Source organism: Gracilibacillus phocaeensis, assembly GCF_900626275.1.
In the GTDB taxonomy this organism is placed as follows: domain Bacteria; phylum Bacillota; class Bacilli; order Bacillales; family Amphibacillaceae; genus Gracilibacillus; species Gracilibacillus timonensis.
Window position 1 is genome coordinate 979,576 of record NZ_LR131145.1, and the last position, 24,721, is coordinate 1,004,296.

The window sequence follows — 24,721 nt, forward strand, 5'->3', positions numbered from 1 at the left end:
TCTTTCATTACTGATTTCCCGCTTCTGCCTGCTGAATGTTCTCCGCAATGGACTCCACATCGCCACCTAACATAATTTCCTGCAAGCCATTATTTACTGCCTCAGCACCCGCCGACGTCATATAAAGATCATAAACTGGTGCAAATTCTACCTCTTGAATCAAATTAAATGCCTCATAAAACAAAGGATTTACTACTTCCCGATCAAGTTCCAAATTATACATAACCATGGAGTCACTTTCCGCAATTGTTTTTTGTGCCTCTTCATTACTCAACGTATAGATAAGATCTAGTGCTATTTCTTTCGCTTCCCCTTCTGTCTTACTATTTAGCAGAAAACCGCCACCTGGCCCACCAGTAATCGTGTTACCAGAACCAGATCCCCCTTCGATTTCAGGTACTGTGGCAATGCCGATATTTTCTAAATCTTCCTCCGCAGCAGACGCTGCCAAACTGCTAATTGTCCATGATCCATTAATCATCATCGCTGCATTGCCCTGCACAAATTGCTGCTCTGCCTGTGTATTATCCATACTATTAGCTCCATCTGAATAGGCATTATGTGCAACAAGTTCCTCAAAGTATCCTAATGCCTCAATGAATTCAGGATCCGTAAAACTGGCTCCATCTTGATTAACAGCGTTCATAAACCAATCCGTTCCTGTCACCCGATCAGCAATCGCACCTAATGTCGTAGATTGTGCCACCCAAGGTGCTTTATTCCCCATAGCAATTGGGGTAATATCCTTTTCATTAAAATAATCAATGGTGGAGATAAGTTCTTCCCATGTTTGTGGAACCTCTATATCGTGCTCTTCAAACAAATCACGATTATAATATAAGAACGAGGTAGCTGACATAGCAACTGGTGCCGAGTACAGTTCTCCATCATAGTCATACGGATCTAAAGCACCAGCCAAGAAACCATCACGCCATTCCGGATTCTCCTCAAATAAAGAATCAATCGGCTGGATTAAATCATTCTCCTGAAATTCATCCGTAAAACTACCAGCATACGTTAAAAAAATATCTGGTAATTCATCAGCAGCTGCAACTGTACTTATTCGCTGGCGATAACCGTCCACTGGAATAGCCTGTTCATCAATCGCTACGTTAGGGTTATCCTCTTCAAATTGAGCAATCATTTCTCGCACCGATTTTGCCCGCAAATCATCGCCAGCAAAGTTATGCCAAATCGATAAGGTTACATTATCAGAATCAGTGTTATTACCACCGCTTTCTTCATCTGATTCTCCACATCCTGCCAAGATTAGTAAAAGCATAACAAACCATAAAAGCATCCTTTTCATTATGAACCACTCCTTTTTCTTTGCTTACATCTAGTTTATAATAGCGCTTACATTTTAATAAGGTAGGGATTTAACAGGTGAGGGGTGACAAATCACAGATATTATTTTCTGCATATGTTTATCAGTACACAAAGACACAGAAAAGGAATCACACGGGTAGCAATTATAAATGCCCGAACATGGAAGGGTCCGGGCATGATTAAACACAGCATTGTATTTATACTACTGAATCTTGCTCCGATAACGAGTTGGTGTCATTTGATAAAAGCGTTTGAATATCTTTGTGAAATATTTACTATCCTTATATCCTACTAATTCTGTAATTTCTTTTACACTAATGGATGTATACTGCAAATATTCTGCCGCCTTGTGAATACGTAATTCTGTTAAAAGCTCCATATAGGCTTTGCCTGTCTTCTTACGGATCACTTCACTAAGATAGTTTGGGTGCACTGGGATAGTCTCAGCAACTTCTCTTAATGAGAGCGGCTCTCCTAAATGGTTCTCCATATAAGACATCGCATATTCTACATAGTCAGTCCGTTTATGGTAATCCGACCTAAAGTTGGACATAATCATAGATAATCGTACAAACAATTCTTGCTTTGGTTGTTGGAACCACTGTTGGAACGGTGGAATCGATTCGTACTTTTCCGGCTGTTTTTCCTCGACGAATTGATTCATAGAACGGATGCTTTCAATATATAAATGTTGAACGTAGAATTGAATAGATTCTGGTGTTGCCTCGGGATGATTCATTAACCAACCCACAAAATCCTCAATCCATTGTCGAAGCTTTTCTTCATCCCCCTCTTTCAAACAGTGAAGGAGTTCTTCTTTATGTATCACCATCCGCTCTGTATAAGGAATACCATGCCTATTTGTAATATTCTTCTCGGTAATCATTCGATCGTTTAGCAGGATCCTTTGATAGGGCAAAAAAGAAAGTAATTGCTGATATAATGCTGGCAATTGATTTAAAGAACTAACTACCGTGCTCATCATCATTGGTTTGTGATAGATCTCATGTATTTTTCGGGAAGCAATTTGCAAAAGATAATCATCTTTGAGATACTCTTTTCGTCTCACCAATATCAATATTTGATTATAATAGATAAACCATTTGCCCTCGATATAACTATTCCATAATTTCTCGCTGGCTTGAAGTTGATGAGGGTCTTCATCCACATCTACCATCAGAAGTTGATAGGGAGGATTTTCTAAAAATGGCATTGCTTCAACGAACGAACGATAATCCCAAGTCGTGGATCGATTAGAGATCGCCTCTTTCAATAATTCAATAACCATACGCTCTCCCTCTGACTCTTTTAACTGATCGTATTCCCTTACTCTTTCCAGTCTAGACTTGGCACGGTTAACAGCCGCAATGATCTCATCAGGGGAGCTCGTTTTTAATAAGTAATCACAGACACTTTGTCGGATAGCCTCTTGGGTATATTCAAAATCATCATAACCGGTCAACAGAATAGACTCGACCGGATAATGCTGTTTAGTAATATACGAGACTAATTCTAGTCCTGTCATTCCCTTCATCCGAATGTCTGTGATCAAAATATCTGGAATCACGCCCTCCTCTAATTGCTGGATCACTTCCTCTGCAGAAGAAGCGGGAGGTAATAAACGAAAACCATAGTCATCCCAAGGAATGACGTTAGACATGCCCTCTCTGATAATCACTTCATCATCTGCAATTAATACCTTCATTCTCTCACCCCTTGTATAGGAATAGAAAAATAAACTACCGTTCCCCCTTGCTGCTTACTATCAATTTGCAGGCCCGATCTGATACCATAATGTAAGATTAACCGTAAATTGACATTTCGCAACCCATAATTTTTCCCAACAACGACTTCGGTCTCCTGATCCTCTTTAAATTGCTGTTTTATTTGATCTAATGATTCCGTTGATATCCCCGTTCCATTGTCCCTCACCACAAAAAATAAATTGCTTCCCTCTTTCCTAATGGCCAGTTCAATATTACCATCATAATCATCAACAGAAAAAAATCCGTGTGTGATACTATTTTCAATTAAGGGCTGTAATACTAATTTTAGCATGGCATATTGTTTTACTTCTTCCGGAATGTCTAAATGGAGTTGAAAGCTATTCGGATAACGTATTTTTAATATTTCTAAATAATGAACAAGGTTTCCTACCTCTTGCTCCACCGTGCAATACTCATTTCCTTTATTTAAACTAAACCGTAAAAAACTGCTTAAATGGGAAACGACCTTTGCAATATCATTTGATTTGGTGCTCAAAGCAATCCAATGCACAGATGCCAATGTATTATATAGAAAATGTGGATTGATTTGCGATTGCAACGCTTGCATATCAACCGTTCGCTTCAACGACTCATTCTTCCTCACTTCATCCATTAGCATCGCAATTCTCGCATTCAGGTCATTATAACTAGTAATTAAATCACCAATTTCATTATCCTCATTAGAAATAACCGCTTTCATTTTCTCGCCTGGTGTTGATTTTTGAATAGAATCTTTTAAAGAAGTTAAAGGTTTAAATACCTTTGCGATGAAAAAAATAACCAAACTGGTAATTAATATCACAGCCAAAATGACGGCATAAATAGTTAACCACAAGACATAACGGTTCTGTGAACTATACTCCTGAAATGGAATGACCTGCACCAAACTCCAGTTGACTTCTGGCAAATTCCTAGTGAATACAGTTGCCTTTTGTTTAGCTGATTCATAGATAAAGCTATCTTTATTAGTCCATTTTTGTACTTGTTCGCTCAGTGTCCTAACGTCTAAATCCGCAGTTGCCTCTTGTTTATTTGCTGCCAATACCTTCTCTTCATTCATAATTAATACCGAGCCATTCCACTCCAGATCAATCGAATTTAAATACTCGGTAAGGACTTCTTGGCTAAGACTTATCGTGAGGTAACCTAACAATCGAAAATTATGTGTGCTTCTTACCGGGCGAATCAAGGTAATCATATCCCTTTTTCCATCTAACGTATCGTTTCTTTCTTTCACTGACCACCAATTTCCCTCTGCCATATCCTCCTTATCCAACTCCGGCTCTGTTGTTGTTATGGATGTAGCGATGCGCTCATTATTATTGATAGGAGTAATGACAATGTTTTCTATGTAGCGTTTAGAAAAAGCGAGATTTGAAAGAAAACCAGATATTTCCCTTCGTTCCGCATACAAATCACCTTCGTGGCTCAAATAATCCTGAACGGCTTGGTGACCAATCAAAAATACGGATATATTCTCAATATCATCAATTATAAATGTCATCGTATCTTCTAGTTGATTAATGGAACCTTGACCAGAGACAACTGCACGCTCTTTTGAGACTTGTACTGTCATAAAATAGGAAAATAGGCCAAGTAATCCGACTGGGATTAATACTACTACTAAGATAAAGACAGTGAGTTGATTTTTTAAAGAACGATGAAACCATTTTTTCATACTATATAAATCCTTTTTGTAGAGCCATGCTATCGCCTGCTTTCTAACAAGTTTACATCCTGTCACATAGTTTACCATATTTCTTAATGACCGTTACTCCATTTTCTGAGCTCAAAACCCGAGTCGTATAAAATACCATCTGTAACGTCCCCATTGACAACAGTCTGCCTTCAGCTTTCCACTCGATCACAAACCCTATTTCTCCCCAGATGCTTTGCTTGATAGAGACACTCATCTGCCATACGGACAATACGCACCGGATCATTTACGGTATCTGGATAGGTGGCAACCCCAATAGAAATGGTGATCTTAATGGAAAAAGCGGAGGATATAGCAAAAGAATGAGATTCAACATTACTGCGTATAAGCTCGGCCGTTGCTAAAGCCTGTTGATGTGGACAATTCGGCAAAATAATCGAAAACTCCTCACCTCCATTGCGAGAAACTACATCCAGTGAACGTGTCGCATTTTTAAAAATCACACCTAGTTCTGTCAAAATATAGTTTCCCGCTGCATGACCATAGGTATCATTCACCTGCTTAAAATAATCCACATCCAAGACCAACAGCGATAATTGTTCGCCATTCTCTCGAGCATGACTTGCTAGTCTATTCCAAAGCGCATCAAATTGACGTACATTATTTAATCCAGTCAGAAAATCCGTTGCCGATTCTTGTTCATATTTCATTAACAGGTATTGCGTTTGTTGAATATACTTCATGAAGAAAATGGCTGTCCAACCACAAATAAAAGACACTATCCAATAGACAGGCATAAACTGAGCTAAAAGCATCCCATCTTGAATGAGCGCAGACATGATAATCGTAAATATTAGATTAGAATACAAAATCATCAGCAGCGCTTTTTTATAAGATTGCTGGTTTGGTTCGTACCATCGATTGATCAGAATAAATCCTGTTACTAAGGCTATCATTAAGATAAGCGAGGCAACAGAGGAAGTAGTCATCCCTAGTGTAAACCTTCCTAAGATAATTAGTATCGTACTAATAACAGCGGGATAAGGACCGATAAACATCACTACCAACAGTACTGGTATAAAACGTAAATCCACTAAGGTATCGCCTAACACCTCAATGGAAAAATTCATTAAGATAAACCCCATCAAACCACCAACAGCCCCATCTATAATACTCAATTGAAAGTAAGGCTTGTCTTGCCAGTTCAATTTCCACCTGATTTGTAAGTAGATAAAAAGGAGGGCAATAATGATACATAGGTTAATGAAAAAATCACTAATCACCGCCAACATTAAGTCCTCCTCCTTTCTTTTTCTATCCTAGAGTCAGATTGCTATCAGCAGGTTGAAATGAACAATCTCCTCCCCTATTGTAACCTACTTTTAGCAAAATTCGCAGGTGAAATACGGAATTTCTAGCAGTTTTCCATCACCGTACTTGCACATAGCTATCCACCAATTCTTCCTTTTCTAACCTACATAAAAACTCCTACGAGCATATCAATTAACCGGACTGTTAGGGGAAAACTTCATGGAATATTGGTTATTGAAATCAAAAAAAAACCATAGTAAAGAATTTTTTATTTTTACGTTTAATTTCGCTTCACCAAAATCTCTTTATCTCATATAGCAGAAAACACAGGTTGTTATAAAAAAAAAGAGGTGCTCAACTTAAAAGACTGAACTATCCTCTCTCAAAACATTGCCCCTGTTTCCAATATTTTATTCATCTTTTCGTATATTAGACAATGATCTTCCAAGTATTTTCACATCAATCATACGCTCATCCTTACTTACTCTTCACCAACAATTCGATCGCCTCGTTGATCATTTCTTGGGAAGAAGCTCCTTCTTGATCCGCTTCTCTCACACATTCAACCAAATTCTCACTTATAATCACACCCATCAGCCGCTGCAAGGATCCCTTCGAGGCGCTTAGCTGGGTAACTACTTCTTTGCAATCTTGTTCTTCTTCCATCATTTTGATTACACCATTCAATTGCCCCTGTACACGTTTGATACGATTAATCATTTTTTGATTATACTCCATTGCTACATTCTCCTTTTTTATTCTGTAAAGCAAATATACTGGATTTCTGCAACCACGTCAAATACCTAATGGGGTATTTGACAAAATGATTTCTTTATATTAATATACCCCTATAGGTATTTTAGAAGGAGGATATAATGAAGTTAAAAACCATTCCGATTCAGGATTTTAGTAAAGAAGACTTAGAATGCTTAGGGGCAAATAACCAATTGCTTGATGTACGCGAGGAGGAAGAATATCGACTTGGCCATATCAAAGGAGCCATTTCTGTTCCTTTATCCACCATCGAACAAACACACCCGACTGAGCCAAAATCATACTACATCTACTGTAAGTCAGGAAACCGCAGTAAGCAGGCCGGAGAATTTTTAGCCGATCAAGGTCTCGATGTCGTCAACTTGGATGGAGGTTATAGCTCTTTTAGCGCCGACGATCACAAACAGGTAAACGAGAAATCGTCCGTTCAATCCCAGCGAAAAAAACTTAATTATAGCGGCATGCAGTGCCCCGGACCGATTGTAAATGTCAACCGGGAAATACAACTGCTTAACATAGGCGAACAACTAGAGGTGACCGTCACCGATGTCGGTTTCGCCAGCGATGTTCAAAGCTGGGCACAGCAAACGGGACACGCATTAGTAGATCTGCAACATGACGAAACCCAGGTCACCGCCGTTATCCAAAAAAATGAGGGGAAACCTCAGGATCCACAGATTTCCAAAAACGGAACGACGATTGTACTGTTTAGCGGGGACTTGGATAAGGCCTTAGCCGCGATGATAATTGCCAATGGAGCCAGGGCAGCCGGGAAGGATGTATCAATCTTTTTCACCTTCTGGGGGCTTAATGCTTTGAAGAAACGAAAAAAATCACAAGTAAGAAAAACAGGCATGGCCAAATGGTTTGATAAATTTTTACCAAAAACACCTGCACACATGCCGATCTCTAAGCTCAATATGCTTGGTATCGGAAATAAAATGATGCAAGCTATGATGAGAAAGAAAAATGTCGATAGCCTACCTGCCCTAATCGATCAAGCGATTGAACAAGATGTTACATTAATCGCCTGCACGATGAGCATGGATGTAATGGGCATCACGCAAGAAGAATTACGTCCAGAGATACAATTAGGTGGAGTAGGTACTTATATAGGGCACACACAGCACGCGGATCACCACTTATTTATTTAAAAAGGGGAGCTAATGATGTTTTTTAAACAATTCTATGATCAATATTTATCACAGATGTCTTATTTAGTTGGTTGTCAACGAACAGGTGAGGCGATTATTATTGACCCCATTAGGAATGTCACACCTTATATAGAGGTTGCGGAGCAAGAAGGATTGCGGATTACCCATGTCACCGAGACACATATTCATGCCGATTTTGCCTCAGGACTTCGTGATGTGTCCCATCAACTGGGAGCGCACATGTTTATCTCTGGAGAAGGCGATCAAGCATTAAGTTATAACCATTTACCAGGACCCGCGACGCGTGTAAAGGACGGTGATATCATTAAAGTAGGCAATGTTGAACTGCAAGTGTGGCATACACCAGGTCATACCCCGGAGAGTATCAGTTTTGTTTTAACGGATGTTGGAGGCGGAGCAGATGTACCAATGGGGATATTTACAGGAGACTTTCTATTTGTCGGATCGATTGGTCGCCCTGACTTATTAGAAAAATCTGTCCAAATCGCCGGTTCTACAGAAATTGGTGCCAAGCAGATGTTCCAATCTATTCAACGCGTGAAGGCATTGCCAAATCACCTGCAAATCTGGCCTGGTCATGGGGCAGGAAGCCCGTGTGGGAAATCATTAGGTGCTGTTCCTATGTCTACATTAGGATATGAGAAACAAACCAACTGGGCCCTCCAAGAACGTGATGAGCAATCCTTTATCGAAGAATTAACAGCAGATCAACCAGCACCACCCCATCACTTTGCCAATATGAAGGAGCTTAATCAAAATGGGCATCGCCTTTTCCAGCCATATCAGGTATACCCCTTGCAAGTAGATGATCGCAAGGAGTTAATGTTCGATATTCGCTCACGTACCGCTTATCACGGCGGCCATCTACGCGGCAGTATCAATATTCCATTTGATAAAAACTTTATTAATCAAATCGGTTGGTATCTCGATTATGATCAACCGGCTGTTCTTATCGGTGAAAGTTGGCAGGTGCAAGAAGCTGCACATGTATTACAATTGATCGGATTTGATCAAGTCAAGGGCTACCTACCACCCAAAGATGAAGTCATCACCCAACATGTACACAGTCGTGACATCACTGGTGACGAAGGGAATGTGTTAGATGTCCGCAATGAAACAGAATGGGCAGATGGACACTTGCCACAAGCACATCACCTGCCACATGGACAATTATTAAATCAGCCCGTACCTTTTGATAAACAGGAGCCGATTTATGTACATTGCCAATCGGGTGTAAGAAGTTCGATCGCAGTAGGCCTCTTAGAACGAAAAGGGTTTGAACATATTGTACATGTAAAGGAAGGATATCAAGGGATTTAAGTATAGTCCATTCGTGGTAAACTTCCAGACCACCATAACCCCTGTGCCAATTAACCTTGATACAGGGGTATTTATGTTGTGGTATTTCTTAAATAACATCTACAACACAGGTGTCAACGCGGGTTGTTCGGACAACACCTTTAAAATATTCTCGGCCGATAGCTTGGCCATATTATTACGCGTTTCGATCGTTGCATTTCCGATATGCGGTGTGATAACCAGATTGTCCATTGACTTAAGCTCTGCCGTAATCTCTGGTTCAAACTCAAACACATCCAACGCCGCTCCTGCAATACCTTCTTCCTTCAGTATTTCGGCAAGGTCCACTTCTTTTACCACTGGCCCCCTTGATAAGTTAAGAAAGTATGCCGTTTCTTTCATTTGTTCAAATTCTTTTTTCGTAAAGAGATGATGCGTATCTTCTGTATAAGCTGAATGGACAGTAATGACATCACTTGTCTCCAAAAGCTCAGCAAAGGATAGATAGGTGGCGTTATATCTTTCCTCTATTTCTTGAGGCTTACGTGTACGACCTGTATAATATATATCCATACCAAATGCCTGCGCTCGCTTAGCTACCGCTTGACCGATTTTGCCAAAACCTACAATTCCCAGCTTCTTATTCGTTAATTCCCTTCCTAAGAAAAACAGCGGTGCCCAGCCGTTAAATCCTTTAGTTCTGCATAATTGATCACCTTCTGGAATACGACGCATTAAGCTGATCATCAAACCAAGTGCTAATTCTGCGGTCGCCTCTGTGGAAACCTTTGGCGTATTAGTCACTATAATACCCCTTTCCTTTGCCGCTGCTATATCAATATTGTCAAAACCAGCCCCAAAGTTGGCTATTACCTTTAGACTCGGAGCTGCTTCCATTACTTGTCGCGTTATCTTTGTCGATAATGGCGTCAATAGTGCTTCTACATCTTGCACCCGTTCGAGTAATTCTGTCTCCGTTATCAATTCTTCGCCTGTGTACACATCGAAATCATGACCATCAAGCAATGCATAGCCTACCTCAGGGATTTTCCCTGAAATAAAAATATTCGCCATTACGTAAACCCCTTTCTATGAGTTATTAACTACCAACGGACCAGTATGAAAAATACCTCCCCAACCCTTGACGGTATCCGTTTCTTGACCCATCATCCGTAAACACTGCCACAATAAAGTATTGATCGTATCATAAATAATAATGCCGTATTTTTTTTCGTAATAATCCACTTTTGTAATACCAGGAAAATTCGTACATACCATACTAATACCATCTACTTGCTCTTCGGCCACTTCTTGAATCATCGCTTCAATCTTTTCATCGGCGACTTGACTGAAGGAGCGGTTGACCGTCTGTCCTAGTCCTCTCGCTTGTAAGGTTTCAATATCGCAATATTGTTGATATTGTTCAGCAATCAAGGTATTAATCTCTGAAATATAGGGAGTTACCAGGTGAATATTTTTGATATTATGAGCTTTAAATGCCTCTACCTGAGATAACATCGATGTTGTAGCTGGAATTCCCGTTCTTTCTTCAATTTTTTTGCATAGCTTCACATCAACATCGAATCCCAGCCAGCCGCCAGATGTACCATTCCAGGCAATGACATCCACCTCCGCATGTGCCAGTAATTCCGCAGCCTGCAACATCGGCTCAAAATCGAATTGAGCTAATGCCTCATCCTCCAGTGAGATTTTGGTCACTTCAAAACGAGAAAAGTGACAGGTTACATTGGGTAATTCACGTACCATTTCCATACAAATTGGCTCTAACACCGTATTGGATGATGGTGTCAGCATCCCTATCTTCTTAGGTTCTGTTCTCATTATTTTCTGCCCCCTTATTTTATCTGGCCATAGGACATCCCTGCGGCACAACGCTTCACTTGATTGCCTGATATGTTTCTCCATTTATTTCACAAAAATGGATTAAGTCATTCTCAATATGTTTGGTCATCGCCTGCGCAGCCATTTCACTGTTTCGTTGTTTGATATACTGATAAATTTGTTCATGCTCCACAAATAACTCTTTCCCCCGGTGGGTACCTTTGAAATTTAATACACGAAAGAAAAAACTTAATGAATGAATAGATTCCAGTTGTTTATACAGTAAATGATTCTTACTGTATTGAATGATTAACTGATGAAACTCTGTATTCAATCGGATCAATTGTTCTCGATTCTCTACTTCATCAGGCAGCAGCAACTCAGTTTGCTCTATCACCTTACCGATTTTTTTGATTTGAGAATCTGTTGCTACATGGGCGGTTAATTTGGCGGCTAATGACTCTAATACGGTTCTGCATTGATAAATTTGAATAATATCATCGAATGTGGGGGCATAAACAAAAATACGTGATTTATCATCGATAATAAGTAATCCTTCTTTACGTAAAGTCTTCACAGCTTCCCTTACCGGACTCCGGCTAGTATGGAAAAACCGAGCCAGTTGCGCTTCATAAACGCGTTCTCCCGGCTTTAATTCCATGAAGATAATCATTTCACGTATCTTATAATAAACTTGGTCATAATATGGCTTTGATTTTTCTATGGAAAATTGAGACATTCTACTCCCCCTTTGTTTTCATTTATTGATAGCGGCTCCAACATCGATCAGATATTTGCTGTACTTCCTTGCTCAACTGTCCTTCATCGATGCCTGCTACATGACCGTCTTTCACACACCATTCCCCATCAATCCACACATGTGCTACATCACTGGCCTGCACGGAATGAACCAGCGTTCCATATCTGGAAACAATAGGAGCGATATGAAACTTATTTTTATGAATTGCAATGAAATCAGCTTTCTTACCAACTTCCAATGAACCTATCTCATGATCCATCCCTAAGGCCTTGGCGCCTTTTTGTGTTGCCATCTCCAAGATATGACGAGGGTTCGGTTCTGTCCTATTCCCTGATGACAACCGATGTACGGCCAAGCCAAAACGCATCGACTCAAACATACTTCCAGACATCGAATCCGTACAAATCGCTACATTGACCCCCTTCTCTTCAAGTGCTGCAATAGGTGCGATATCCCCTTTTTTTAAATTCCCTTCTGGAACGTGGGCGACGCTGGTATTTGTTTGGGCTAATAACGCTTGATCTTCCTCTGTGACATGGATACAATGGGCGGCTACCGTTCCAGAGCCTAGAATTCCTAAATCATGATATAATTGTACGGGTGTAACCCCATCCCTTCGCTGGATCTCAGCTACTTCCATCTTACTTTGCGCAAGGTGGGTGGTAATGCCCACGTCATACCTCTTGGCAAGCGAGGTGATTTCCGCTAAGAAATTCGTGGTACAGGTATCTGGTGCATGCGGTCCAAAATGACAAGTGATTCTGCCATTCGCTTGGTTATGCCATTTATCGATTATCTCGATATTTTTGGCTAATGTTTCTTCTTGCGCCTTCGCATCTAATGCATAGATCCCTTCAGGAACCCTGAAAAAATCAATATTATGAATCCGTTCGCTGATAACAGCACGAAGCCCTAAATCTTTCATAGCAGTAATGCTTTTCATTGATTGGATGTAGTTAGAGGCTATACAGGTATTACCTGCTCGAAGGGCCTCCACATAACCAAAAATATTAAATAAATCGCATTCTTCCTCTGTTAACAACACACCCTGAGGAACATTACGTGAGTATAATGGCGGAACACCGGTATCAGAACCCACTCCACGATTGACGACCAGCGCGCCATGGTAATGTGGATTAACAAAACCTGGCATAATCATCATGGAGGAGCAATCCACTATCTCTGCCTGAGGGTATTGTTTTTTTAATGTCACTTCCTCACCAATTGCCTCTATCTTATCATCATTAATAACCATTGCTCCTTGAGGTAGTATATCCCCTGTTTCGTTCATGGTGATGATGTCTCCCTTTATTAATAACACTTATCTCACCACTTTCTCATCCATTGATAGTATCTTCCATTGTCCATTACAAGGAGAGCCTTCTGAGTAGATAAATCGTTTATTTGCCACATCGAAGATTAAAGCAGTCGCCGTGGAATGTGGCGTAAGATCTTTGCTCCTTGACCCTGTATTTTCAAACTGATGAATGCATAATTGACCTAGCTGATCTTCACCCGGTGCTACGTGCTGACTCAACAACTCTTGCAAATGCGCCAGCCACGCTTTTCCTTGAATATTTTCTATTGCTTGTGTCGCTTTTTCATATCGCATGCTACGGTCACTGCCTTCTGCTCCTCGCCCTTTTAATAAAAGCGGATGGTTAGCTCGAATAACCGAATTATCCGCTATTATTTGCTGTTGTATTTCTCTTGTAACAGGGTCATGTTCCAAGATGCCTATCGTATAATTGGCATCGACTAGAAAATGAATACCACCTACATCACTCGGCGTCTGTTGCAATTGCCGCTCTAGAGTTTGCAGGCCATCCTGTACATGGCTACAGTGTTGAAGTACATATTCATTGGCCGTACCTCTTGTATCCACCAATTCTGAATTCTTACTAGGTGGATGTTCTGTTAGGCTGGCATAAGAAGAGAGCACCGCCAGCCCTGCTTCATTCATGCCAGAATTAATCCCTTCCTGCCAGCCCATTTTAAAGAAAAAATAGCCATTATGTTGCAACGAGCTTGGTTGATAGTCAAATGTAAGTACCGTATCTGGGGTATCTACCGTTTTAGCGGCAAATAGCAAAGCATTTTCCTGATCACGTTTCATGAACATCGTACACATAGAATGATTCTCCCCTTAAATCACTTGATGGATAGACGCCTGCTCTGAAGGCTGCTCTTCATTCTGATCAATAAGCGCTAAAATTTCACGCTTATATTTGTTAAAAATAGGGGAGGTGGAATCCCTAGGCCTTTCCATATCAAGGTCAATAATCTTGTTCACCCGACCTGGACGTTTACTTAGAACAATGACCTTCGTCCCCAGCGTCAAGGCTTCCTCCACCGAGTGGGTGACAAATATAATCGTACGTTGATGCTCCTGCCAAATTCGAGCCAATTCTTCCTGCATTTCCGATTTCGTAAACGGATCAAGGGCCGCAAATGGTTCATCCATTAAGATAAGGGCCGGATTTTGCAGAAGTGCCCTTGCAATTCCTACGCGTTGGCTCATCCCTCCAGACAATTCATGGGGATAATGTTTTTCAAAACCGGTTAGGCCCACCATATCAATATACTTTTGCGCTTCTTCCTTTTTCTTCTTTCTGCTTGCACCTTTTAGTTTTAGATGGAAAGCGATATTTTTCTGCACACTTAACCAAGGCATTAATGTTGGCTGTTGAAAGACCATTCCTCGATCTGCCCCCATCGAATCTATCTTCTTATCGTTCATACGAATCTCACCGGTAGTTGGCTTTTCAAACCCTGCCACCAAGTTAAGCAAAGTAGATTTACCACACCCGCTTCCTCCTAGCAAGCAGACAAATTCATTTTCTTCAATGTTTATTTGAATGTCTTTCAGCGCCTGTACCTCGGTACTACGTTTTTTGTCTGTAAATATCTTATCCACTTGGTCTATTTCTAAAAAAGCCATCTTTATCATTCCTCCTATATATTTTCAATCGAGGCTCCCCGTTGCCACGGAAGTAATGCTTGACTCGCTTTTTTAATGGCGAAATCTGTCAAAAATCCTAGTAAACCAATACTTATCATACTTGCGATAACCAAGTCATATCTTAGGAAATAGTAGGAATCCCAAAGCACATAACCTAAACCACTGTTTACAGCTACCATCTCTGCCGTTACGGTTAACATCCATGCTGCACCAATACCAATCCTCATCCCTGCCATAATGTTCGGAAGGGCTGCTGGTAAAATAACATAGCGTAAGATGCGCCATTGTTTTGCCCCCATCATGCCTCCAGCACGCACCAGATTCTTATCAACTGATTTCACGCCATGAATCGTATTGATTAAAATGGGAAAGAACGCTGCTAGAAAAACTAAAAATATCGCTGGTTTATCGGCAATCCCAAACCAAATAATAGCTAGCGGTATCCATGCTACTGGTGGGATCGGACGGAGCATTTGAATCGTCGGTTCTACTAATTTCTCCATCGGCTTCCACCAGCCAATCATAATACCAACAGCAATCGCTGCTACTGTCGCAATACTGTATCCAATCAGTACTCTCAGTGCACTATTTCCCGCGTCCGTCAGCCACTGACCACTATTTGATTCTACTAATCCTGTTGTTCCAAATACCCAATCCATCAAAGCTGCTAGGATACTGGAAGGGGCAGGTAACAAAGAACTTGATATCATGCCTGCCCTTGATAAAAACTCCCATAACAGGATAAAAGTAACTGGTACGATAATCTTTAATAAAAATGATGTTGTCTGCTCTGCCAGCTTCATGTTCATTCCCCTTTTGATATGTTTTCTCTTTGGCGCTTTGCAACGTTTCGTCCATTTGTCGTTATTACTTTCCTAATTCTTCGGCGCTTTTACCCGTCGCCTGTTCAATAAAGCGATAGTCCATATTCGCTTCCGCTTCTTCTGTCACATCAGATTGAATATAGTTAAGCTCTTCCATCATGTTTGCAATGGCCAGTGTTTCCTCCAAGTGCATTTGATAATCTGGAAAAGAGTTCTCCAATGCTTCTCTACTAACCTCTTCACTTAAAGAAGTATTTTCACCTAAGACGTCTACCCAAAGTTCTGGATCAGCCTCTAGATCATCTACTAAATTCACCACGCCATCTACTACTTCATATATGGCATCTTCTTTTTCTTCAATCACATCGGAGCGCGTAACGATTAAATTAGTTAAATTACCTGCATCCTGTTCATAAGGATAGACAAAATGTTTCCCTGCTTCACTTAGACGAATCTGTGAAGCGAATGGCTCTACAGTGGAAATCATGTCTACCTCTCCACTCTCTAAAGCACTTGCGTGGTCAGCAGGGTTCGCAATATTAATAATCTCTAGGTCTTCTACGGGATCAATACCATGCAGCATGAATTCGCCTCGCATGTGAATATCCTGCGCATTCCCTCTGGAAGCAGCAACACGGAATTTCTCACCAGATTGTTTATGCTCTTCAATCAATTCTTTAAATCCATCCCAATCATCTGCCTCAAGAGGTACATCATTTCCAACTACGATCTCTGATCCTCCATTGATCTGACCAGATATGGCGACCAAATCAAATCCTTTATCCAGAGCAGTAATGTAATGAAGATAGGTTACTTGCGCTACATCTAAACTCCCGGAAACTAAGGCTGTCAGTACATCATTACCTGAAGCAAAGCTTGTTGCTTCTACATCTATATCCTCCACATAATCTGGTGTTAATGACATCGGCAAACAGTGTGCACAGGTTGCATAACCCAAGGTGATGCTGTCTGCTGTCGACACTTCAGAAGAAGCATCTGCCTGACCGCCTTGGTCACCTCCACAAGCAGTTAATAAAAGTAAAACTAACCCTACTACAGTTGCCCACAACCCAACTCTATTACGGCTTCGATTCAACATCGATTCATCCTCCTACACAAAAGTGTTTGTTTATTTGTTATCTCTATTTTTATATACTTATGGCACGATCGGCAATCACCTTGTCATATAATTTCCCAAACTTTTTAATTTTTGTCATCTTCATATGCTAATCGAAATAAGGTATCTTCTAATACCTCCATCCCCTGAATCAAACTCTTTTCTTCCGTAAACTCCAAAGGCGAATGGCTGATTCCTGATTTACTCGGTACAAATAACATCGCTGTTGGTACCGTTGTTGCTACCACTTGGGAGTCATGGGCAGCACCACTGTGCATGGACTTATATGGGATCTTTTGTTTCTTACAGCTTTGTATGAGCTGCTGGATAATCCGTTCATTCATTTGCACAGGCTGTGAAGAAAACCACGTCTCGATAGCTACCTCGATGGATTGATCTTTCGCTATTAGTTCTATTTCTGCTATCATTTTATTGGCTGCCTCTTCTAACGATTGCTCATCAATATGACGAACGTCTAAAGTGAAATGGGCACTACCTGGTACGACATTCGAAATATTTGGCTCTAATTCAAATTGGCCGACCGTTGCCACAAGCGGATCCCCCCATTCATCTGCTATGGACAAGAGACGATTCACCATTAGACTTGCCGTCTTCATTGCATCCTTGCGATAAGCCATTGGCGTTGTTCCCGCGTGATTTGCCTCCCCTGTAACAGTAATCCGTAGCCTTCTCTGTCCTACAATACTATGAACAATACCCACATCGATCTCCTCTGTCTCTAACACATTACCTTGTTCTATATGCAATTCTACAAAGGCTTCTACTTGTTTTCTTGGTTCTTGTGTACCAGAGTATCCCAATTCCTTTATCACCTGTTCCATCAACAATCCAGCAGTATCCTTAATTCCTTTGATATCATCTATCGTTGCCTTTCCAAACATACTCTTGCTTCCCCACATGGCAAAGGGAAATCTGCTTGCTTCTTCTTCAGCAAAGGCAACTACCGCTATGGTTTTCTTTGGGGCTCCATATTCCTTTACCAGCTTTGCTATAGCCAAGGCTCCAGCAACAATGCCATATTGACCATCATATATTCCTCCACTGACAACTGTATCTAGATGGGACCCTGTCATAATCCATTCATCTGGTGATTCCGCACCTGGTATCCACGCAATGACGTTCCCTGCAGCGTCTACTTCTACACTGAAACCCTCTTCTTCTAACCATGTCTTCAAGGCCTGCTGTGCTTGTTGCCAAGCATCTGAGTATACCAGTCTCGTTATCCCCCCTTGCTCATCCCAGCCATAACCGGCAAGCCACTGTAATTTTTCTAAAATCAAACTAGACATTCTATATCTCTCCTCTAAAAAACTGACCTGTTTTAACTATTTTGTTATGGCACCTATCATCTTATGAAAACAATCATGCTTCAAGTTCATTGTTACATTAGTTGACACACTACTTCGCAATTATCGTGTTCTTGATTATGATGAGCAGTAAGTTAGATAAGGAAAAGGAGTTTTTCAATATGTCACACGCGAGCATGATTATAAATGGAAAAATAGTAACAGAAGATGACGTCATCGAAGGAAATATGGAGATAATAGATGGGAAAATCAAACGAATTAGCAAAGACCAGCCGCACCAGTCTATACATGAAGTGATTGATGCGAAGGGACAGTATGTACTTCCAGGTATGATTGATACCCATGTGCATATCAACGAACCCGGCAGAACAGAGTGGGAAGGATTTGAAACGGGATCAAAGGCACTGGCTGCAGGTGGAACGACTACCTATATTGATATGCCGCTGAACGCATTGCCCACTACTGCTACTCGAAACGCCCTACAACAGAAAATAGATAAGGCATCGACTAAAAACTATAGTGATTACGCCTTTTATGGTGCCTTAACACCAGACAACCTCGAACACCTGGAGGAATTGACGGAAGCAGGAGTTGTAGCCTTTAAATGCTTCCTATCTACCTATCAAGCGGAAACACCAGATGATTTCAAAAGCATTGATGACTTCACTCTATTGGAAGGAATGAGAAAGATTGCTGGGCTCGGCAAAATACTGCTTATCCACTGTGAAAATGCCGAGATCACAGATGGTCTGGCTTTAAAGAAAATAAAACAAGGAAAAACAACGACCTATGATTTTGTAGATTCCCGACCGATCATGGCAGAAGTGGAAGCAGTATCTCGTGTTATTTATTTTGCTAAAGAAACAGAATGTCCTGTCCACATCGTCCATGTCAGTTCTTGGGAAGCTGTGCAATTAATCCAGCAAGCAAAACAAGAAGGAGTAGATATTACATTAGAATCATGTACTCACTATTTTGCAATGAATGCGGAAGATTTCATGGGTCTTGGTCCAGTTGCCAAGTGTCAGCCGCCGCTTCGATATCCGTCCGAACAGGAAGCATTATGGCAGTCTCTTCTCCATGGCGACATTGATTGGCTGAGCTCTGATCACTCTCCGTGCAGTCCTGCCTTAAAAAAGGGAAATATATTCGAGGGAATGGGCGGAATAACCGGCTGTCAAAACAATGTTGACCTCATGTTTGACTTAGCCGTTAATAAGCGAGGAATGAGCGTCGTCCAATTCGCTAAACTTATCGCCACCAACCCAGCCGAACGATTCTCCATTCCGAATAAAGGAAGGCTGGCACCCGGTTATGACGCCGATCTAATATTGCTTGATCCTAGTCAAAGCTATACCATACAGCCAGAAGATCTTTATTATAAACATCCAAAAAACAGCCCCTATATCGGCATGGAAATTGGTACACGCGTCACCGGGACTTTTCTGAGAGGAGAACAGATTTTTTCTATCTATCAAGGGATTATTGGTGAACCAAAAGGTGAGCATTGGAGCCATTCCTTAACGGCTGTGCAATGACATCACCGAGCAGCCAAGAAGAGCCTTCCTGTTAAGTATCTGTGTCAACAGCAAAAACTCCTGAGCCATAGCAGCACAGGAGTGTTCTTGCTTACATATAATGAATCTGGTCTTGATACCGATCAAATAACCCTGCGTTGTAATCATCGCCGCCATCTAAATTAGCACTTCGAAAAATCGGGATATCTGTTCCTTTTTGTTCAAAAATCTCAATCATCTTTAGTACAATCGAATGAATGGTATAGCTTCCCACTATGGTCGAAATAGGAGCAACCTTTTGCGAAAGAGATTGAATGGACACTACGGCATCCCCTGGTTCACCGCCATTATCAATCACGATGTCACTGACTTCAAATAGACGTTTCCCAGAAGAATGGCGCGAGGAGACTTGTTTGGAGTAAGTTACATTCGTTAAGCTTATCACCGTTACTCCTCTTTCTTTCGCCGCTAATGCCATATCAATCGCTACCGGATTTCTACCTGATACAGAATGAATAAATAGCACATCGCCTGCTTTTACTGGCTTGGCATCTAACAGGATATCGCCATATCCCTCCAGTCTTTCTAATTGACTGGTCAACGTAACTGGCTCTACATTGAGCATCAAACTTGGGCTGAAAATCGGATTAAACAAGGCAAATCCGCCCGCTCGATAAAAGGCGTCTTCCGCAACAATACCAGCATGAGAAGCACCAAATAAATAGATAGACTGCCCAGCCATTACGGCATCTGCCATACATGTAGCCGCCTCGCCAATTTCATTTTCTTCCTTCTCCAAGATCCAATCCAATGCCTCGGTAATTTTTGCATGATAATCCTTCATGTATGTCATCTTCTCACCATCCTATCCAAATATCTTCGCTATCCAATCACCAATAAATGACCATAGAGAGAAATCATTTCCACCAAAGATCACAATCCAATCGGCTATGGTGCCATTTAAAACAGGTACTGATAATCCTACCAGCAGTATCATCACAACCCCTGCCACGGCTGAGCCTCCAATCGCACCTTTTAACCCGCCGGTACCGTTTCCGATAATAGCGGCTGTCCCTATCTCAAAGAAACAAGTAATGGTAAGTGGCACAATTACAAAACTAAAAACACCTAAACTTCCCGTAATAAAAATCGTTGCCACCGATGTAATCATTGATACAATAAAACCGATTAACACAGCGTTCGGCGCATATGGGAATAAAATCGGTGCATCCAGTGCTGGTACTGCGTTAGGAATCCATTTCTGCGAGATCCCTTGGAAGGCAGGAATAATTTCAGCAAGCATCATCCGCACACCAAGTAATAAAATCGTTAAACCAGCACCGAATAGAACCCCTTGCATTAGGCTGTAAATCACGATATTCTGCTCGGCACCAAAGGTGGTTGTTGCCGTGTTAAACCCGATAATAATACTTACTACCAGATAAACGAGAAACATCGTAATCGAGGAAGTAATACTGATTTCCCGTAAAAATTCAGTAGACTTTGGAAACTTGATATCCTCTGATGACTTTCCTTTATTACCAAACAGCTTACCAACCCCTGCGGAAATAAGTGATAAGATCGTAGTTGGGTGCCCAATAATAAAATCATCTGACCCTGTTACTTTCCGAACAAACGGACGTAATAATGCTGGCGCAATAATAATATATAGAGCCGTCATAATCGAAGCAAAAATAATCATTTGGGTGTTCCCTAAATTATTTTCCACCCCAATAGCAACGAAAACAAACGGGAACCAAAACAGCATATGACCGGTTAAGAAAACGTGTTTAATTTTAGTAAAACGGGCTACTAGCAAGTTGATCGCAAAGGCTACCAACATGGCAATTCCAATCTGTGTACCATATTGACTGAGTACTTGATCTGATCCCATTGCCGGATTGACCTCAGACTCCTGAATATCATACATAAGGTTAAACCCTGCCGTTAAGGGTTCGATCGAGCTAACCAAGATATTTGTCCCTTGGGTTAAAATCACAACCCCAATCACCGTCTTAGCTGTACCCGATACAATCGTCGAAAAATCTTTCCTCAATAACAGTAAACCTAATAATGCGATTAAGCCTAAAAAGATGGCCGGCTCACGGATAATTTCAATAACAAAATTCATAACTGATTCCACTTTTTATCCCTCTCTTTCTTAAATCGTATACGCTCCAAAAAGTTCGCTTAACGGAACTTTTTGGAACATCCATTTATCAGGCTTTTATTTCTGCTTGTGCCTTTTCTTTAATCTCGTTCTTATCAACAAAGCTATTGATAACGACTACTGGCGTAGAGGTAGAAGCCTTGAGATTACCGGCTAGCTCATTGCTGGTGAAAATATAATCACTGTCTGATCCCGTTGCCGAACTCACATCCCCTGTCGTTACATCTGCTTCTATATCTAGGTCTTTTAGTGCCGCCTCTAAATTCATCTTTAATACCATCGAAGATCCTAAACCAAAACCACATACTGTCATTATTTTTAATTTACTCATTCGTCACACTTCCTTCTGTTATTATTTGATAAGCTTCTTCGGTAGATTGTGCATTCCTTAACTGATTCACTGCTTCTTCTTTCATCAGAAACAGGGATAATTGTTCGATCATTTTCAGATGCGATGCATCCCCTTTTGCTGAGAATGAAAACACCAAATCGACTGGATCATTCTCTTTACTGTGAAAGGGAACAGGCTTCTTTAAAATGGCCAGCGCCAATGCATTTTCAAGTACGCTCGCACTCGGTCTTGCATGAGCCATTGCAATCCCAGGAGCAATGACAATATAGGGTCCATTCTCTTCAACCGATTGAACCATGCTGTGCACGTATTCCTTGGTCACAGCTCCTGAATCCATTAGTAATTGACCAGAGACTTCAATCGCCTCTTTCCAGTTCTCTGCTTCTACTTGTACTACTATTTGATCCTTTTGCAACTGTTTCAATTCTTCTTCCTCCACTTCTCCTTACGGTCATTCAATAATTGATGGAATACTTCTGGGTTCTCCAAGTAGCGGTATAATTGTAGAAAATCCTGATTGTGAGACTCTTTAATGGCTAGCACAATGATGATTTTTACTTTTTCCGGATTTTTGGAACCAAAGACGAGTTCTTCATCAAAAATGGTCATACTGATTCCTTCTTTGAGCACATTATCTGGATGAGCATGGACAAACGCCACCTTAGGAAGAAATACCATATACGTGCCATTGCGTTCCACAGACATAATCATTTCTTGAATGTAGCCTTGTTTGATATAGCCTGCTTGTAACAATGGCTGGGCCGCCAGTGCAATCGCCTCGTACCAGTCTTGGGACTTGTGATAGTGTATTTGCTCATCGAAAAGGGTTGGCACAACAGACCTTGGCTGTTGATATACCTGATTAAATCGCTGGAGCTGTTTGCGATTGACAATCTTGTGTGCCTCATGTTGAATTTTGGCTTTCTCGTCATCCAATAATAAGGGGCTGACGCGATACGTTTTGATATCACTGATATTTGGTGCAGCCTGTTTACTCGTCGTGAGAATAAAATCAATCTCCTCTGGATCTAATTCCTGCTCCAGCTCTTGCGAATGAACAATACGCAACAAATTAAATCCTGGTTCAATATGCTCTAACTTGGTCATGAGAATAGAAGAAGTGGCTAATCCCGTTGTACAAACCACAATCACATTCGGTAAATATCTCTTACTATTACTTCGTTCTAGTGCTGAGCTGATATGCATCGTGAGATAAGCTACTTCCGCCGCAATCAAGCGATACCCTATATCAAGGGTGATTTGATGAACCATCTCGTAAATGGCTCGAAATCGTATCTTGATTTCTTCCGTATAAGGATTGTCGATCTCCGTTCCTTCTTCAATCCTTAGGAATGCTGCTTTCACATGATATATTAAATCGTTGTTTAGCTTCCTATCTGCAGATAAATTCACCTGAAGAATACTTGATATTTGGTCGATAAGATAACGGCAAAAAGTATATTCCTTTTGATAATGATCCAAATCATTAGCTTCAAATTTATATTTGACCACCTTGATCTGATCAAATATTTGGTGGATAAAATTCTCCTCATTTACTCGTAATGCTTGATCCGTCGACAGTTGATTTAAATAAGTAGCTACACCGCCTGAAACAGGGTTAGCGATCCGCTGTTTCTTTGGAACAAAAACAATATGCATTCCATCCACCCGACGTTTCCACCATATTAAGTAAATAGCGAGAGCGGGCCGAGAATCTTCACTATATGCCACACCACGTTCCTGCTCGCAGATATCTATCCATTCCTCGGCCAGTTCCTGTTCTGCACTTGCTATCGCTAACCATCTTGATAACGTATCCAGATTAGTACCCTGTCTCGTTAACCAATAAAAAACGGCCTTTCGTTTGCTTCGTTCTGTGCCGTAAACGAATAAACCTTTCCTGACTTCTTTAGAAAGCTGCAAATTATATTGATCAAAGAGCTCCTCCACTTCTCGAAGAAGGTGCTGCACACTAGTCCGACTTAGAAAGAACTCATCCGCTACATCCTGTATCGTAACCTTGTTATTCAACAGTAGATACAAACTAATCATCGTTAGCTGAACTTCTCTATCAAGCAGAGAATCTGTAAGCTCTAGTGACTCCAAAAGTTTTTCCTCATTATCGGTCACAAGCTGTACTCCTTTACCCGGGACTCTTTGTAGCAAGCTGTCCCTCCCTTCCAGAAAACTCGCTAATGTGTCTAAATCATTTCGAACCGTTTTCGCGCTGACTTCCAACCACTTGGCCAGAAACTCCACCGTCATAAACTGTTCACTTTCGATAAGCCTTGCTAGCAACTGCTTTTGTCTAGTAGATAACATGTTTATCACCCTTATCGTCAGTGTAATACGCTAACCGAAATATCGAAAGAACAATAATTGACACAACTGTGGTAAAAAAGTATACCTTCCGAGTTATTCTTTGTTAAATTGGGTTGGGTTATACATGGAAAGCCGTGTAGATATGGTGAAGTAAGAGTTTTTTCGTCTATCATTTACGCGCTATCATCACGGAGTTAAACGTGCTTTAAGACTTTA

22 protein-coding genes are annotated in these 24,721 nt (G+C 41.0%); 3 read left to right on the top strand and 19 right to left on the bottom strand.

Translation table 11 applies throughout. From position 1 onward, the window contains the following. Positions 1 to 7 precede the first annotated feature (7 nt). The 5 genes from E0E32_RS20650 to cstR all read right to left on the bottom strand — a co-directional run bounded on the left by E0E32_RS20650 (position 8) and on the right by cstR (position 6,801). Complete coding sequence (locus tag E0E32_RS20650; RefSeq protein ID WP_130860704.1) at positions 8 to 1,309, bottom strand: extracellular solute-binding protein; 1,302 nt, start codon at positions 1,307 to 1,309, stop codon at positions 8 to 10. A 222-nt stretch (positions 1,310 to 1,531) separates the two neighbouring features. Next, positions 1,532 to 3,034: a response regulator gene (locus E0E32_RS20655; protein ID WP_130860705.1), complete on the bottom strand. Its 1,503-nt coding sequence runs from the start codon at positions 3,032 to 3,034 to the stop codon at positions 1,532 to 1,534. Continuing rightward, the gene (locus tag E0E32_RS20660) at positions 3,031 to 4,773 is read right to left on the bottom strand and encodes a sensor histidine kinase (protein ID WP_165445115.1); all 1,743 of its coding nucleotides are present in this window, start codon (positions 4,771 to 4,773) and stop codon (positions 3,031 to 3,033) included. The genes E0E32_RS20655 and E0E32_RS20660 overlap by 4 nt, the downstream gene beginning before the upstream one ends. Positions 4,774 to 4,943: 170 nt before the next feature. Then, positions 4,944 to 6,044: a GGDEF domain-containing protein gene (locus E0E32_RS20665; RefSeq protein ID WP_130860707.1), complete on the bottom strand. Its 1,101-nt coding sequence runs from the start codon at positions 6,042 to 6,044 to the stop codon at positions 4,944 to 4,946. Between the two features lie 496 nt (positions 6,045 to 6,540). Next, complete coding sequence (gene cstR / locus E0E32_RS20670) at positions 6,541 to 6,801, bottom strand: persulfide-sensing transcriptional repressor CstR (protein WP_066189638.1); 261 nt, start codon at positions 6,799 to 6,801, stop codon at positions 6,541 to 6,543. 134 nt (positions 6,802 to 6,935) lie between these two features. Between cstR and E0E32_RS20675 the strand changes: the two genes are divergently transcribed. Continuing rightward, positions 6,936 to 7,991 carry a DsrE/DsrF/DrsH-like family protein gene (locus E0E32_RS20675; protein ID WP_066189635.1) on the top strand — a complete coding sequence of 352 codons (1,056 nt, stop codon included), beginning with the start codon at positions 6,936 to 6,938 and terminating at the stop codon, positions 7,989 to 7,991. 15 nt (positions 7,992 to 8,006) lie between these two features. Beyond that, entirely contained in the window at positions 8,007 to 9,332 is a 1,326-nt protein-coding gene (gene cstB, locus E0E32_RS20680; protein WP_066189633.1) for a persulfide dioxygenase-sulfurtransferase CstB, read from the top strand. Positions 9,333 to 9,431: 99 nt separating this feature from the next. Here cstB and E0E32_RS20685 read toward each other — a convergent pair whose 3' ends face one another. The 9 genes from E0E32_RS20685 to E0E32_RS20725 all read right to left on the bottom strand — a co-directional run bounded on the left by E0E32_RS20685 (position 9,432) and on the right by E0E32_RS20725 (position 18,126). Then, the gene (locus tag E0E32_RS20685) at positions 9,432 to 10,385 is read right to left on the bottom strand and encodes a 2-hydroxyacid dehydrogenase family protein (protein WP_066189631.1); all 954 of its coding nucleotides are present in this window, start codon (positions 10,383 to 10,385) and stop codon (positions 9,432 to 9,434) included. Between the two features lie 15 nt (positions 10,386 to 10,400). Next, complete coding sequence (locus E0E32_RS20690; RefSeq protein ID WP_130860709.1) at positions 10,401 to 11,153, bottom strand: maleate cis-trans isomerase family protein; 753 nt, start codon at positions 11,151 to 11,153, stop codon at positions 10,401 to 10,403. A 55-nt stretch (positions 11,154 to 11,208) separates the two neighbouring features. Continuing rightward, the gene (locus E0E32_RS20695; protein WP_066189627.1) at positions 11,209 to 11,892 is read right to left on the bottom strand and encodes a GntR family transcriptional regulator; all 684 of its coding nucleotides are present in this window, start codon (positions 11,890 to 11,892) and stop codon (positions 11,209 to 11,211) included. Between the two features lie 22 nt (positions 11,893 to 11,914). Continuing rightward, positions 11,915 to 13,234, bottom strand: coding sequence for an amidohydrolase family protein (locus E0E32_RS20700; RefSeq protein ID WP_130860710.1), 1,320 nt, complete (start codon positions 13,232 to 13,234; stop codon positions 11,915 to 11,917). Next, on the bottom strand, positions 13,235 to 14,044 hold the full coding sequence (locus E0E32_RS20705) for a carcinine hydrolase/isopenicillin-N N-acyltransferase family protein (protein WP_066189621.1): 810 nt from the start codon (positions 14,042 to 14,044) through the stop codon (positions 13,235 to 13,237). It abuts the gene before it with no gap. Between the two features lie 15 nt (positions 14,045 to 14,059). Continuing rightward, a complete protein-coding gene (locus E0E32_RS20710; protein WP_066189618.1) occupies positions 14,060 to 14,854 on the bottom strand; it encodes an ABC transporter ATP-binding protein in 795 nt (264 codons plus the stop codon). Positions 14,855 to 14,868: 14 nt separating this feature from the next. After that, positions 14,869 to 15,678, bottom strand: coding sequence for an ABC transporter permease (locus tag E0E32_RS20715; protein ID WP_130860711.1), 810 nt, complete (start codon positions 15,676 to 15,678; stop codon positions 14,869 to 14,871). 64 nt (positions 15,679 to 15,742) lie between these two features. After that, positions 15,743 to 16,798 carry an ABC transporter substrate-binding protein gene (locus tag E0E32_RS20720; RefSeq protein WP_130860712.1) on the bottom strand — a complete coding sequence of 352 codons (1,056 nt, stop codon included), beginning with the start codon at positions 16,796 to 16,798 and terminating at the stop codon, positions 15,743 to 15,745. A 104-nt stretch (positions 16,799 to 16,902) separates the two neighbouring features. Beyond that, entirely contained in the window at positions 16,903 to 18,126 is a 1,224-nt protein-coding gene (locus E0E32_RS20725) for a M20 family metallo-hydrolase (protein ID WP_130860713.1), read from the bottom strand. A 179-nt stretch (positions 18,127 to 18,305) separates the two neighbouring features. Between E0E32_RS20725 and allB the strand changes: the two genes are divergently transcribed. After that, entirely contained in the window at positions 18,306 to 19,682 is a 1,377-nt protein-coding gene (allB, locus tag E0E32_RS20730) for an allantoinase AllB (protein ID WP_130860714.1), read from the top strand. A gap of 91 nt (positions 19,683 to 19,773) precedes the next feature. On the opposite strand, the gene E0E32_RS20735 is transcribed toward allB, so the two are convergent. The 5 genes from E0E32_RS20735 to E0E32_RS20755 all read right to left on the bottom strand — a co-directional run bounded on the left by E0E32_RS20735 (position 19,774) and on the right by E0E32_RS20755 (position 24,505). Then, positions 19,774 to 20,514: an SIS domain-containing protein gene (locus E0E32_RS20735; RefSeq protein ID WP_066189607.1), complete on the bottom strand. Its 741-nt coding sequence runs from the start codon at positions 20,512 to 20,514 to the stop codon at positions 19,774 to 19,776. A 12-nt stretch (positions 20,515 to 20,526) separates the two neighbouring features. Next, positions 20,527 to 21,792: a PTS ascorbate transporter subunit IIC gene (gene ulaA / locus E0E32_RS20740; protein WP_235817476.1), complete on the bottom strand. Its 1,266-nt coding sequence runs from the start codon at positions 21,790 to 21,792 to the stop codon at positions 20,527 to 20,529. Positions 21,793 to 21,880: 88 nt separating this feature from the next. Continuing rightward, positions 21,881 to 22,162, bottom strand: coding sequence for a PTS sugar transporter subunit IIB (locus tag E0E32_RS20745; protein WP_066189598.1), 282 nt, complete (start codon positions 22,160 to 22,162; stop codon positions 21,881 to 21,883). After that, the gene (locus E0E32_RS20750; protein WP_066191232.1) at positions 22,155 to 22,607 is read right to left on the bottom strand and encodes a PTS sugar transporter subunit IIA; all 453 of its coding nucleotides are present in this window, start codon (positions 22,605 to 22,607) and stop codon (positions 22,155 to 22,157) included. The genes E0E32_RS20745 and E0E32_RS20750 overlap by 8 nt, the downstream gene beginning before the upstream one ends. Then, positions 22,604 to 24,505 (bottom strand): BglG family transcription antiterminator, encoded by a 1,902-nt coding sequence (locus tag E0E32_RS20755; protein WP_066189596.1) that lies wholly within the window; start codon positions 24,503 to 24,505, stop codon positions 22,604 to 22,606. The genes E0E32_RS20750 and E0E32_RS20755 overlap by 4 nt, the downstream gene beginning before the upstream one ends. Positions 24,506 to 24,721: the final 216 nt, after the last annotated feature.

Bases quoted from the DNA above. Each gene is read 5' to 3' on its own strand.
- cstB (WP_066189633.1), top strand. From the start codon at position 8,007: ATGTTTTTTAAACAATTCTATGATCAATATTTATCACAGATGTCTTAT.
- E0E32_RS20695 (WP_066189627.1), bottom strand. From the start codon at position 11,892: ATGTCTCAATTTTCCATAGAAAAATCAAAGCCATATTATGACCAAGTT.
- E0E32_RS20660 (WP_165445115.1), bottom strand. From the start codon at position 4,773: ATGAAAAAATGGTTTCATCGTTCTTTAAAAAATCAACTCACTGTCTTT.
- E0E32_RS20745 (WP_066189598.1), bottom strand. From the start codon at position 22,162: ATGAGTAAATTAAAAATAATGACAGTATGTGGTTTTGGTTTAGGATCT.
- E0E32_RS20685 (WP_066189631.1), bottom strand. From the start codon at position 10,385: ATGGCGAATATTTTTATTTCAGGGAAAATCCCTGAGGTAGGCTATGCA.
- allB (WP_130860714.1), top strand. From the start codon at position 18,306: ATGTCACACGCGAGCATGATTATAAATGGAAAAATAGTAACAGAAGAT.
- E0E32_RS20755 (WP_066189596.1), bottom strand. From the start codon at position 24,505: ATGTTATCTACTAGACAAAAGCAGTTGCTAGCAAGGCTTATCGAAAGT.
- ulaA (WP_235817476.1), bottom strand. From the start codon at position 21,792: ATGAATTTTGTTATTGAAATTATCCGTGAGCCGGCCATCTTTTTAGGC.
- E0E32_RS20710 (WP_066189618.1), bottom strand. From the start codon at position 14,854: ATGGCTTTTTTAGAAATAGACCAAGTGGATAAGATATTTACAGACAAA.
- E0E32_RS20725 (WP_130860713.1), bottom strand. From the start codon at position 18,126: ATGTCTAGTTTGATTTTAGAAAAATTACAGTGGCTTGCCGGTTATGGC.
- E0E32_RS20735 (WP_066189607.1), bottom strand. From the start codon at position 20,514: ATGACATACATGAAGGATTATCATGCAAAAATTACCGAGGCATTGGAT.
- E0E32_RS20690 (WP_130860709.1), bottom strand. From the start codon at position 11,153: ATGAGAACAGAACCTAAGAAGATAGGGATGCTGACACCATCATCCAAT.
- E0E32_RS20720 (WP_130860712.1), bottom strand. From the start codon at position 16,798: ATGTTGAATCGAAGCCGTAATAGAGTTGGGTTGTGGGCAACTGTAGTA.
- E0E32_RS20715 (WP_130860711.1), bottom strand. From the start codon at position 15,678: ATGAAGCTGGCAGAGCAGACAACATCATTTTTATTAAAGATTATCGTA.
- E0E32_RS20655 (WP_130860705.1), bottom strand. From the start codon at position 3,034: ATGAAGGTATTAATTGCAGATGATGAAGTGATTATCAGAGAGGGCATG.
- E0E32_RS20705 (WP_066189621.1), bottom strand. From the start codon at position 14,044: ATGTGTACGATGTTCATGAAACGTGATCAGGAAAATGCTTTGCTATTT.
- cstR (WP_066189638.1), bottom strand. From the start codon at position 6,801: ATGGAGTATAATCAAAAAATGATTAATCGTATCAAACGTGTACAGGGG.
- E0E32_RS20650 (WP_130860704.1), bottom strand. From the start codon at position 1,309: ATGAAAAGGATGCTTTTATGGTTTGTTATGCTTTTACTAATCTTGGCA.
- E0E32_RS20665 (WP_130860707.1), bottom strand. From the start codon at position 6,044: ATGTTGGCGGTGATTAGTGATTTTTTCATTAACCTATGTATCATTATT.